The following is a 13,062-nucleotide window of genomic DNA, read 5'->3' as shown; positions in this document are numbered from 1 at the left end:
TGGAACACAAAAAGGCCTCGCACACGCGAGGTCTTGTTTTATCTGCGTTCCAACGAACAAGCAGCTAACAATTGACGATGGCAAACCAAATCAACTAGAGAGCCATTCATCCAATATTGCGATGAATTGGGGGTTGATGAGATAACCGATGGAAGCGTGCGGATTGCTTTTTTCGTTACGAATATTGAGATTATAAATTGGGTGGATATCTTTCATTCCACCGGGTATCAGATCCAGTTTGAGCATATCTTTGAAGTCATTTTTAATTTTGCTGTCATGAGAGATAAAATCATCTTCTGCCGATATGTTTATCCATTGCTGAATGTTTAAAGGGTACTTCTTCTCATCTTTCAAGCGACTCCCTTTTAGCCTATCTTTTACGTTTTCATCGCCTAACGGTGACCCGAGCGTCAGCAATAAGTTGACCTTCTTATCCGCACCATAGTCGTGTCTATACTCTCCGTAATGAGACAACTTCCATAACACGTCATAACTGATCATCGACCCGAGACTGTGCGATACAATCATCACATCATCTTGATTATCAAGTGCTTCCTTCAGTTCAACCATTAGCCTATGTCTGACATCGCTACCAAAATAGGTATCTTCATTCCAATAATGCGCCATGTCCGGCGCGACCTTCGTTATCAGTGTCTCAGCCATACCCAGCTTTCCAAATAACGATGAAAAAGTATCTGCTAACGCCTCTTTTAGAAAACCAATTTTAGATACCTTGTTATACGTTGTTTTATTGAACTGACTTGTCTTGTACTTTTTGAGTTCAGACAACGCTTGCTGTCGACTTGCAGGGTCTTCCGTTGGTTTCTCTAACAATGTGTTTGATAGTTCTCCGTAGTAGACAAACCGTTTATCGACATCTTTAAAAGCTTGTAATGAACCTGAGTCTTCACAATCTCGCTGTAAGCCATGTTCTATAGCCTCGTACCAAAGTGCTTGAAGGGAATCTTTATCGGGCTTTTGAGCGCGACCATGAATGAATATTATTTTCTTAGCCATAGCAGAACGTCCTAAACACATAGTTAAAGTGATTATCAGTAGAAAACACCTACTAGATTCGGTCAGCCCTTACTAATAACAGTGATGCTGATTACATATCTAGGGATGGTTGATAGAGCATTTATATAACTATGAGGCCGCCGTTTAAGGACCATAAACGAATGAACGATGCGATCATTACTCGCAAATTGAAATGAATGTAGCTAGCAAAACCTCCAACTACCAAAAAGGCCTCGCAAACGCGAGGCCTTAGTTTTATCTATCAACGATTACATCTATCATTTAACAACTACGGCGCCCTACTTCACTGACTTAACCGCTTTCATCAACGTTGTGTTGAACTGCTCAGGTTGCTCTAGCATTGGGAAGTGGCCTGAGTCTTCAATGTAGTAAATGCTGTAATCCTTAATGTGTTTTTTGTTCGCTTCTGAATCCGTTGGCCATAGGCGAGCGTTAACCAATATTACTGGTACATTCACGTTCTCATACACGCGGTGGGCTTCGCGTGTCACGTATTGGCCTAGATAATGGCGGAACTGGTTTATCGCGATAGCTGGCGGTGCTGAGGCCATGTCTTGCGTTACCCAGTAAAGTAAATCCGCGTCTACGTCTTTTGGTAGCGAGTCTTTCACGAACGCAGTAATGCCCGCTTGGAAGTCTGCTTCAAACGGTTTGGTCATTGCATCTAGGTCGCTTTGTGAAACGGCTAGTGCGACGTTTTGCGATGTATCGACACCAATAATGCCCTTCACTCTTTTTGGCATCAGTTTAGCGGCTTCTGCAATTACGCCACCCGCCATGGAATGGCCGACTAAGATGACGGATTCGAGTTGTTCTTTCTCGATGACTGCTTTGATGTCTTCAGCGAACGCAACCATGGTGTACTCTTCGCGGTTGAATGACGAGTTACCGTGCCCTGCTAAGTCCATGGTGATCACTGGATACTGCTTTGAAAACTCACTCACTTGGTTTTGCCAAAGCCTCCTGTCTAAGCTCCAGCCGTGAATGAAGATCAACGCTGTATCCCCACTCCCACTTTTGCCATACGCAATTTGCTCACCATCGTGAGATATCGCAATACCATACTTAACCGTTGAATCATTAGCCATGGCATTAAAGCTACCAAGTGTCATAAATACCAAGAGTGTGATGTTTCGAATTAAACGTTTCATAGTGTCTCTCTACTTACTTTAGACGGAACACAGAAAGCGTCCCTCTCAATCAATATAGTCACTATAAAGTGTGAAGCTGTAGTCGGGTCAAGTAGACCTATAGCAATAACTAAGTTGGGGGAAGAAAACGTCTTTGGTTAACAGTTAATTCGTTGTCCCAAACCATATCACGACTAGTTTAATACTCGATTCAGTTACAACAAAAGGGAACATATAGTAAACCTTAGAAATATTAACTTTATCGTCAGTGGCGGACGCATATTAAAGTGCCATGCTCGACAATTATGAGAAGCAAAGATCAAATAATTTCAGTTGTCTGTCTCATTACCTAACCTAGCAGTTTGACCCTACTAATTTAAGGGAATAGTGTAATCATAAAAGATACAACGACAACATAAGGTTAAGGAATAACACTTGGCAAATCCAATAATCATTAAAAACAACTTAAAAGTTGGTGACCTTGATGCTGAAACTGATACCAGTCTACTAGAAACGTGTTTTATAGATAAAGGCTATATAAGTCAGTTAATGGACGTGAGAGACCCGTTATCTATAGTATTAGGACGAACTGGCGCAGGTAAAAGCGCTCTGATTTATAAAATATCTCAGTTGGCCGAAAAATCAAAGCAAATAGATCCCAATGATATATCAGTTAGATTTTTAGAGCATTCAGATATAATCCAATTCCTCGATACTTTAGACGTTAACCTAGATCTTTTCTACCGCCTATTATGGCGGCATATCCTTATAGTTGAATTATTGAAGCTTCGATACAATATAAAAAATGAAAATGATAACCGCAATTTCTTTGACAGCATTAGCGATTACTTCCGTAGAGACACGGTTAAGAAAAAAGCTATTGAATACTTCAGAGAATGGGGTGACAAGTTTTGGTTAGACACTGACGAACATTTGAAAGTAATCACTCAGAAGCTAGAAAATGATACTAAAGCCAATTTAGGTGCAAAGTACAAAAGCATCTCTTTTAGTGTTAGTGGGGCTGAAAAACTCTCCGACGAACAAAAGACAGAGATAAAACAAAGAGCAAGTCAAGTAGTAAGCAGTCTTCAAATAAAAAAGTTAAATGAGATGTTAGACCTGATCGCTGAACACTCATTCAATGACTCTCAACAAAAGTTTTACCTCGTGATTGACCAACTTGATGAAAGTTGGGCCAATACGCTTACAAGGTGTAAATTCATTAGAGCTCTAATAGAAGAAATAAAGATTTTTAGGAAAATTGAAAACATTAAAATCATTGCTGCAATGCGTAAGGATTTATTAGATTTGGTATTTGATAAAACACGTGGAGCCGGTTTCCAAGAAGAAAAGTATGAATCGTATATATTGCCAATACAGTGGACGCGAGATGAATTAACTGAGTTGGTAGAAAGACGCGTCAAAGAAGTTTTTAAGCGCCAGTACACTAATGAAGAAGTTGCATTCAAAGACATATTCCCATCTGCTACAAAGGGAGGAGGTCAATTAGCGATTGACTTTATTATGGAACGCACACTTTTTCGTCCGAGAGATGCTCTTCAATTTATAAATGAGTGCTTTAAAGTTTCATATGGAAGAGAACGAATTTCTTGGCGATCAATTTATGCAGCCGAAGCTCAGTACTCAGAAAAACGATTAAAGTCACTCAAAGAAGAATGGGGCGAAGTCTACCCTTCATTTGACGAAACGATTGAGATCGTAAGAGGATTGCAAACGTCTTTTAAACGGTCCGACCTTTCTGATGCACGACTAGAACATATAATTACGGATCTTTATGACCAACAAACGGATGACCCTTGCGTACTTGCAGCCAAAGAGTACTTTGATAACACGGGAGATATTAAGCAAACAGAGATTTTAAACAAAATTCTAATTTGTCTTTATCGGGTTGGCGCTATTGGAATAAAAATCAGTGCATTAAGCACATTTATGTGGTCTTTCTTTGACCAAAGTACCGTAAGTCGAGGGGAAGTTAGACGAGCCTCTCAAATCAAAGTACACAAAATGCTATATCGCTCATTAGATATCGAAGTAACAGGTTCCGAAAGATTTGAATCGATAGAGTCCGAAGAAGAATATCATTAATGTAACATTTGCCACGAGCTATAGTTGATGTCATGTTTTAATTACGAACGCTTGTGGCTGAATAGCACATATTTATAAAGAATAACCAGAAACACTGAGCATAAGTACAATCCAACACCTAGAAAAACCTTGAGTTTGATTTATCAATAGACCATAAATTTACAATTAAAAGCAACAATTACCACATTATATTTATCCTAACTATTACAACCGAACAAACTCTGCCTAACAAAGTTATTAATTGAGTAAATTATCATTTATTAGTTATTCATATAGGTTTTTAAATTCATATGATAAGATACTATCTGTCTATATTAATAATAAATTAAGAAAAAACGCGGATGCATCGATTCCTTTTATTCCTCAGTTTCCTACTGTTACCAACAATCCCCCAAGCCATCGCAACTCCTAAAGAGTCTTTGACACCACTAGCTGATGCCTACATTGACCAACATGGAATAAAAAACTCAGTTGCTCAACTTCTAGTGACAGGAATCATTGCAGATTACAATAACTTTAGAACTAACAGAAAAACTCAAGAGCTGCTCAACTTAAACGTTGGCGGTATTATGCTCAATGCATACAATCTACCAGCGAAAAGCCTATCTGAAACTGATAGCAGAGATAAAGCCCTCCAGATTATTAGAGACTTTACGGAGTCAGTTAGAGGAATGCACCGTGACGGAAACAATTTGTTGTTTGCTGCAGATTTTGAAAGCTATAGATTTTCATCCATAAGATTTCCTTTAGTTCCCCCACCTAGTGCAATGACAATTACAGCAAACAATTCGACTAAAGTTGCTTATGACGTTGGAAATGATGCTGGAAAACAACTAAAGAGTGTGGGAGTTAACATGCTCCTTGGTCCTGTCTTTGATAAAGATGTCAATACTCAAGGTGTGAGAAACACTACCTTGAGAAATAGAAGCTTTGGTGGCTCTGAAAAAATAATTTCTATCATAGCTTCTGAATTTATCCGAGGAGCTAAAAACCATAATATAGCTGTTATAGCAAAACACTTCCCAGGATATAGGTTTGCTCAAAGTAATCCACACTATACAAATGAAGTCGGAATAAATGCGACTAGTGAAACAATCATCAGCAACTTACTACCTTTTAAAAACACTATAAATATAATTTCAGGAGTAATGACTTCACACCTATATTTAAATAAATCATATAGACCTCTAACCGTAAGCAAAAAAAGCTTACAGACTCTAATTGACAACGAATCACTTAGCCTAATTAGAAATAGAGTCATCATGACCGATGACATATCAAACATGCGCTCTATTAACGACTATAAAAACAAGTCAAAGTTAAACAACGCAAAGCTAGTAATTAGCGCTTTTGAAGCAGGCCATGACATCATCCTAATCAGTCACCTCGAACATCATAGTAACAATAATTTCACAGTGGATGATGTAAAAGAGTCGATCGATGAACTGGCAAATTATAGTAAAAGTGACCAAGGGTTAAAGAGAATTAAGTCTTCTCTAGAAAAAGTATTATCTATGAAAGAATCAGTATCTAAGCCTATAAAAGCTAATGTTACTGGAAAAGATATAGACGATATTAATAATAGGTTTATGGCAGTTTTAGAAGCTGGCACATTAAAGCTAAGCTCTTCCAATGAAACAAATAATTATAATTTTATAGATGATGTTGAGTCATCAAACAAGATATTTATAGTTGGGGAAGAAAAATACTTTCCGGAAATGAAAAATATAATTAGTGAAGATGGACTAATTGAATACAAAACTTTATCTTCATTTAAATCAAAACATTCCAAATCAAAAAGTCAAATATCAAAAATAGGTATGGATATATCCGAATTAGTTAAGGATGGTAACTATCTTGTTTTTCTTGTATCAAACTTAGATTCATTTAATATTTTAGACTCATTACGATTTAATAACATTGATTCCAATCGAGTACTAATTTCCGTACACGGAACAACGATGCCAATCAAAACTGAAACCTTACTACACTTTCAAGTTATCAGTAACTTTGACGATGCACCACACTCCACACGACCACTAGCTCTTATCTTAAAAGGGATCATTGAACCAAGAAAACTTCATAACTCACCAATTGAGATAGGTTCAGGAGCTATATTTAAGCTTGATGACAGAAAAAAAATAGCATCAAATATAGATGATGGTAAGTTAGCAAAAGAATTATCTGAAAAGAATTTGGCTACTCAAAAAAACAACATATTAGTATATGTCTTTATAATTCTATCTTTGATTTTTGTAACATTTATATCTCTTAGTATATTTTCTTGTCATGCAAAAAGCCATGAGGAAACAATTAGCAGGAAAGCTTTTTGGAAGGAAGCAATCGTTAGTAAAAATTACTATAAGCGAAAAGGCTTAGTAGCTCTATTAATAATATGCTCTTTTTCATTACCGATTTTAGCTGCCAGCCCAGGGGATTTTAGCGAATTTGTAACATCATCAGATTATCAAGTACAAACAACTATGGTAAAAAAGCTATTTGATTTTCTGGTATGGCTAGACAAGCAACTTGTTAACCTTATGTCATTCCTCCCTTAAACCTCAAGTGCAGGTAATATTATTTCAAATAATTACTTAAACCAAGGACCTAGCAATTTTTATGTCTTTGATTTTCTGTCCGTCAGGTGCGATTAGCGGTAAGGTACTGTGGTAAATTTTTCATGAACTTAAATGTGAGTGAATCCAAACCCATATAAGTCTTTATGATTAATTTAATATGACAAGTAGTAGAGTCCCAGTCCTTTACTCAAATAACATGAAGTTGCAAATTAAACCCTAGCAGCCTTTCACTAAATTGCTTACTATTTATTTTCTATCAAAACAAAAAAGGCCTCGCAATGCGAGGCCTTTGGTTTTCACTCTATCAGAAGAAATTAGTCGCGAAGTGCTGCGCCGAATTTCTCTGAGATTGAAGCTACGATAGCATCTACTGAACCAGCGATGTCTGCATCTTCAAGTGTGCGCTCTACAGACTGTAGGCTAAGTGCAATTGCTAGGCTCTTCTTACCTTCTTCAACGCCTTGACCAACGTATACGTCGAACAGTTTAGCGCCTGTTAGGAATTCGCCACCCGCAGCGATACACGCTTCAACGATGTCGCCAGAAGCTACTGCTTCGTCAACAACAACGGCGATATCACGACGGTTTGCAGGGAACTTAGATACGGCTACTGCTTCTGGAAGCACGCGAGTGTTGATAGCTGCCCATTCGATTTCGAATACGATAGTACGGCCGTTAAGACCAAACTTACGCTCTAGTTCTGGGTGAACAGTACCAATGATACCCACTTCCCTTTCTGTTTCTAAACCAGCGTCTACTACGATAGCCGCAGTTTGACCTGGGTGAAGTGCTGGGTGCTTCGCTGCTTTGAAGCTGTATGCGATTTCGTTTGCAGAAAGCTCAAGAACGGCTTCTAGGTCACCTTTAAGATCGAAGAAATCTACAGTGTTAGTTGCAATGTCCCAGTGCTCTTCGCCACGAGTACCAGAGATAACGCCCGCAAGCATCATTTCTTGGCGCATGCCGTTTTCAGCCGTTGCTTCAGGGATGAAACGTAAGCCTGATTCGAATAGACGAACGCGAGACTGTTGACGCTTCTGGTTATGAACAACTGTGTTTAGTAGACCTTGGATTAGGCCAAGACGCATTGCTGACATGTCCGCAGAGATTGGGAATGGCAGGATTAGCGGCTCAACACCAGGTACAACAAGTTTTTGCTGCTCTGGTTCTACGAAGCTGTATGTGATTGCTTCGTGGTAGCCACGGTCTACAAGAAGGTCACGAACGCGCTTAAGCGGTTGGTTAGCTTCTTTGTGGTCATTCATTTTAAGTGCCGCTTTAGGCGCTTGGTTTGGAATGTTATCGTAACCGTAGATACGACCTACTTCTTCAATTAGGTCTTGCTCGATTGCGATATCAAAACGCCAAGATGGAGACGTTGCCGTCCAACCTGCGTCTGTGCTCTCGCTCTCTTCAACAACAGCTACTTCACAACCTAGGCGAGTAAGAATTTCCACTATGTCTGTAGATGGGATTTCGTGACCTAGTAGGCTATCTAGCTTAGCGCGACGTAGAGCAACTACGTTTGCTTTAGGAAGATCAGCTTCAGATTCGCTGCCGTTTACTAGCGCAACTTCACCACCGCAGATTTCAACTAGAAGCTGTGTTGCACGCTCCATTGCTGCTGCTTGTAGTGTTGAATCAACACCACGTTCGAAACGTAGAGAAGAATCAGTGTGAAGGCCGTAAGCACGTGCGCGACCACGGATGTGATCCGGTGCGAAGAATGCTGCTTCAAGAAGTACGTCAGTCGTTTCAGTAGTAACACCTGAATCTTGACCGCCAAAGATACCAGCGATTGCTAGTGCTTTTTTTTGGTCAGCGATAACAAGTGTGCTGCTGTTTAGTTCAGCTTCGTTGCCATCTAGAAGTGTTAGCTTTTCGCCCTGCTCTGCTAGACGAACCACGATACCGCCTTCGATCTTAGCGAGATCAAATGCGTGCATTGGTTGGCCTTGCTCTAGCATCACGTAGTTTGTGATGTCTACAACTGGGTCGATTGAACGGATACCACAACGGCGCAGTTTTTCTTGCATCCAGATTGGAGATTCCGCTTTCACGTTTACGTTCTTAACCACACGGCCAAGGTAACGTGGACAAGCATCAGTTGCTTTGATTTCAACAGATACTGTGTCTTCAATGCTTGTTGCAACAGCTTCAACTGTTGGCTCTGTAACGTCTGCGCGGTTTAGTACGCCAACTTCACGAGCAAGGCCACGGATGCTGAAGCAGTCTGCGCGGTTTGCTGTTAGGTCTACGTCGATAGTTACGTCGTTAAGCTCAAGAAGCTCACGTACGTCCATACCTAGCGTTGTGCCTTCTGGCAGCTCAAGGATGCCGTCAGACTCTACGTCGATACCTAGCTCAGAGAAAGAACAAAGCATGCCGTGCGATGGAACGCCACGTAGTTTTGCTTTCTTGATTTTGAAGTCACCAGGAAGTACTGCGCCAACTGTTGCTACTGCTACAGTTAGGCCAAGACGACAGTTAGATGCACCACATACGATGTCTAAAAGCTCTTCTTCGCCGATATCAATTTTAGTTACTTGTAGTTTGTCTGCGTCTGGGTGCTGACCGCACTCAACCACTTTACCTACTTTAACGCCGGTGAATTCACCAGCAACAGGTTCTACATCGTCAACTTCCAAACCAGCCATAGTGATTTGGTGAGCTAGCTCTTCGCTGTTAATTGCAGGTTTAACCCACTCGCGTAGCCAAGATTCACTGAATTTCATAGTTTTGACTGCCCCGGATTACTTGAATTGTTTAAGGAAACGAAGGTCGTTCTCGAAGAACGCACGAAGGTCATTTACGCCGTAACGAAGCATCGTTAGACGCTCTACACCCATACCGAATGCAAAACCAGAGTATTTCTCAGGGTCGATGCCAACAGAGCGAAGTACGTTAGGGTGAACCATGCCACAGCCTAGAACTTCTAGCCATTTGCCATCTTTACGTTTCACGTCAACTTCAGCTGAAGGCTCTGTGAACGGGAAGAATGAAGGGCGGAAACGCACTTCAACTTCTTCTTCAAAGAAGTTACAAAGGAAATCGTTAAGAATGCCTTTAAGTTGTGCAAAGTTTACGTTCTCATCAACTAACATACCTTCCACTTGGTGGAACATTGGCGTGTGAGTTTGATCGTAGTCGTTACGGTAAACACGACCCGGAGCAATGAAGCGGAAAGGCGGTTTGCCGTTTTCCATCGTACGGATTTGAACACCAGAAGTGTGCGTACGTAGCATTAGATCAGGGTTGAAGAAGAAAGTATCGTGATCAGTACGAGCTGGGTGATCGTCTGCGATGTTTAGTGCATCAAAGTTGTGGAATGCATCTTCGATCTCAGGGCCAGACTCAGTGCTAAAGCCAAGCTCACCAAAGAACTGTTCGATACGCTCAACTGTGCGAGTTACTGGGTGAAGACCACCGTTCTCAATGCGACGACCTGGTAGGCTCACATCGATAGTTTCTTCAGCTAGTTTCGCTTCAAGCTCTGCACGTTGAAGTGCGTCTTTGCGAGCTGCGATCGCTTGTTGAACAGCACCTTTCGCTTTGTTGATCTCTTGACCAGCAGTGCGACGCTCTTCAGGTGGAAGTTTACCTAGGCTTTGTAGTTGAAGAGTTAATTCACCCTTCTTACCTAAATACTGAACTCGCACTTCATCAAGTGCGACTAACGAATCTGCTGTATCAATAGCAGTCGTTGCATTAGCAATGATCTCTTCTAGATGTTGCATCATTTCCTCATCTACCAGTTGGTAGTGTCCGTATCGGATGATTAGTTTTTTTAGATAGCTACACATAGTAATCAAACACGCTACCAATGCCAAATTGAATCGTTAAAAGAGCAAGTTATTGACTAAAAACACGGCAAATTTAACGTTAGGAATCAGAAATTCATTCAAATCAGCAAAATCAAAGAGAAACGGATACATAAACGTCACCAAGTGAGACAGTTTGATTACATTCGGCGAACCTTAGCTGAGGCTGTGATGTTCACAACAGATAGATATGGAGAGTGGAACTGAGGAAGTAAGCCAAAGAGCGAGGTTTGAAGCCATCGCTCCCTGGTTTTCTGATGAGATCGGTTTGCAAAATAGATGGCGAATCAAAATCGCGAATCTTTAGAAATAGTACTCCAACGCTACCTCAACAAAATCATCCTTGCGAGCGAAGAACAGCAAATCCTCTGGGGTTTCGTTCTCAAACAACCAAGCGTTTAATCGCCACTTGAGATTGTTATTGATTCGGCTTGATGCTTCCAGCTTTGCACTGTAGACATCGCTGCTGTCTAAGTCTTGAGTGATGCCTGTAAGCACTTCGGTGCCGTCTTCATCATTCAAGGCGAAGCGAGCCCCGAGGAACACATCGTTTTGGCCGATGGTTTGGGCATTGTTACCTCTGCTGTCATACAAGTATTCAGCAATGAAGCCAATGTCCCAATACGATTCAAGCGCCCCAACCCATGTGTATTCAAAGCCTGTCGCGACGCCTGTGTGGTTGTCGTAGCTGTCGCGATAAATGCTTTCAAGCTTCCATAACCAGTCACCAATAATACCTTGCACATCGAGTCCGAAGTGCTGCATTTGTGCGTAATACGGCTTGAGCTCATTACCTTCAACACGATAATAAGGGTCGCGATTTGTGCCGCCTAAGTAGCTTAAACCGACATCCCAATCACCGTACATTTGGCTATAGCGCAGCGCGACATCAACGTGCTTTTCTTCTCTCGAAGATTCGTAAAGCGCATCATCCGATACAGGCACGGTTGGCCTTAATCGACCGTCTTCCCCTGCAAAGGTACGCTCACGAAAATACGGCAGTAACATGGCATCGATGGTTCCCCAGTCTTTGATTGAGGTGAAGTGCACCATAGGCTGACCTAACTTGGATTCACCATCGACCGATTCAATGGCATCGGTTTGGTTTACCACATCCACCAAGTGCGCCGATTCAGTGACACCCCAGAACACCTTGCCAACACCTGCGCGCAGTTCATAATCGTCCCAATAATTGAGATACAGAGCTTCACGAACGTCGCCATGGGTGCGCTCATCATCTTCACTGTCTAGACGGTAAAACGGCGTGAAGGTAAAGCTGCCATTGCCCTCTTGTTGCTCCCAATAAAACTCTGGTTGCAACACCAGTGAGCTTTGCCCTTTATCTTGCCCTTGCAAGCCGTTGCTAAAGAACTGCCTGTGTTCGAGGTTAACCTGCCCTGCGAGTTCCGTGGTGACCTGTTCTACGAACTCAGAGCTAAATCCAGCCGCCACACATGGCAAAGACACCTGCATAAGCCCAACAGTCGCTGCCAAGGTTAAAGATAACTGCGTTCCTGTTAACACAATCCTTTTCATATTCTTGCCTTACTTTGCACGTTTCAGTGTGTTTTTCTGGAAATCTTTGTCCTTAAGACCGGTTTGGAAGGCTAAATCTGTCGTGGTTAAAACGGTACTTTTGCCTGTTTGGTGGTTCTGCATCGACATGGTGTGCGCGCGCCAGTATTGGTTTAGGTATTGTTTGTAGTCTTGGAATGACAGGGTTTTCAACAATGCGCCTTTACGGTCGTAAAACTCCACTTGAACGGGGCGGTAATATTGTTGGTCTAGCCATACTTTCTGCATGGTGTAGCCAGAGTTTTTATCGGTCGGTACTTGCTCTAAAACAAAGGTATCAACACCTTCAATTTTGGCGTCTTCAATGTAGTTGAAGGTGTACTTTTCTAGCTCAAACGAGCTCAAGTCCTCGTAAGCAAATTCACTGCCCATAAACGGGCCCGATTTGTTACGTGAAGATATACGTTTTACACGCTTCAACGCAGGTAAATACAACCATTGGTCATCCGATTTAGAGATGTGTGAATGGTTTAAGAAAGCCGTGCCTTTTACGTCGCGAGGCTCATCAAAAATCGTCAGCCCTTTGTCACCATCGTCATCCACTTCTAACGATTTCAATCGCATTAGGCGTGTGCTGCTTTCGCCTTGTTTGTTGCGAAGTAGCATTTCCATGGTTGCGACAGAATCGCCCCACCCCATATCAACGGTTTTACGTTGCTCGGCAATCTCTAGGCCTTTCGCAGGGTCGGCTAATGCAGGGAAAGCTGCGAATGTACCTATTGTTAAGGTGCCGACGCTTAATGAGCTGACAGTAAGTAATGTAGTAACGAATGATTGTTTAACGCTTTTCATAAATTTCTCCTTGAGTCAGCC

General features: G+C 41.6%; 8 protein-coding genes. 2 read left to right on the top strand and 6 right to left on the bottom strand.

Annotated elements, in window-relative coordinates:
* Positions 1–90: 90 nt before the first annotated feature.
* Together AB6E08_RS07165 and AB6E08_RS07160 are read right to left on the bottom strand one after the other, a co-directional pair.
* Entirely contained in the window at positions 91–1,017 is a 927-nt protein-coding gene (locus tag AB6E08_RS07165) for a hypothetical protein (RefSeq protein ID WP_372063746.1), read from the bottom strand.
* A gap of 299 nt (positions 1,018–1,316) precedes the next feature.
* Positions 1,317–2,189: an alpha/beta fold hydrolase gene (locus AB6E08_RS07160; protein WP_372063744.1), complete on the bottom strand. Its 873-nt coding sequence runs from the start codon at positions 2,187–2,189 to the stop codon at positions 1,317–1,319.
* Between the two features lie 414 nt (positions 2,190–2,603).
* On the opposite strand from AB6E08_RS07160, the gene AB6E08_RS07155 reads away from it, so the two are divergent.
* Positions 2,604–4,274, top strand: a complete 1,671-nt coding sequence (locus AB6E08_RS07155; RefSeq protein ID WP_108083334.1) for a P-loop ATPase, Sll1717 family — start codon at positions 2,604–2,606, stop codon at positions 4,272–4,274.
* Between the two features lie 419 nt (positions 4,275–4,693).
* The gene (locus tag AB6E08_RS07150; RefSeq protein ID WP_372063742.1) at positions 4,694–6,832 is read left to right on the top strand and encodes a glycoside hydrolase family 3 N-terminal domain-containing protein; all 2,139 of its coding nucleotides are present in this window, start codon (positions 4,694–4,696) and stop codon (positions 6,830–6,832) included.
* A 335-nt stretch (positions 6,833–7,167) separates the two neighbouring features.
* On the opposite strand, the gene pheT is transcribed toward AB6E08_RS07150, so the two are convergent.
* The 4 genes from pheT to AB6E08_RS07130 all read right to left on the bottom strand — a co-directional run bounded on the left by pheT (position 7,168) and on the right by AB6E08_RS07130 (position 13,041).
* Positions 7,168–9,588 carry a phenylalanine--tRNA ligase subunit beta gene (gene pheT, locus AB6E08_RS07145; protein WP_372063740.1) on the bottom strand — a complete coding sequence of 807 codons (2,421 nt, stop codon included), beginning with the start codon at positions 9,586–9,588 and terminating at the stop codon, positions 7,168–7,170.
* Between the two features lie 18 nt (positions 9,589–9,606).
* Entirely contained in the window at positions 9,607–10,590 is a 984-nt protein-coding gene (gene pheS / locus AB6E08_RS07140) for a phenylalanine--tRNA ligase subunit alpha (protein WP_004734764.1), read from the bottom strand.
* Positions 10,591–10,977: 387 nt separating this feature from the next.
* The gene (locus AB6E08_RS07135; RefSeq protein WP_372044113.1) at positions 10,978–12,210 is read right to left on the bottom strand and encodes a hypothetical protein; all 1,233 of its coding nucleotides are present in this window, start codon (positions 12,208–12,210) and stop codon (positions 10,978–10,980) included.
* Positions 12,211–12,219: 9 nt separating this feature from the next.
* Positions 12,220–13,041, bottom strand: coding sequence for an outer membrane lipoprotein-sorting protein (locus AB6E08_RS07130; RefSeq protein WP_372044114.1), 822 nt, complete (start codon positions 13,039–13,041; stop codon positions 12,220–12,222).
* Positions 13,042–13,062: the final 21 nt, after the last annotated feature.

Origin of the sequence: Vibrio sp. 10N.247.310.24 (genome assembly GCF_041467175.1) — a bacterium.
Lineage (GTDB): Bacteria > Pseudomonadota > Gammaproteobacteria > Enterobacterales > Vibrionaceae > Vibrio > Vibrio tasmaniensis_A.
The sequence above is the reverse complement of the archived record's forward strand: the minus strand, read 5'-3'. Positions and strand labels throughout refer to the sequence as shown.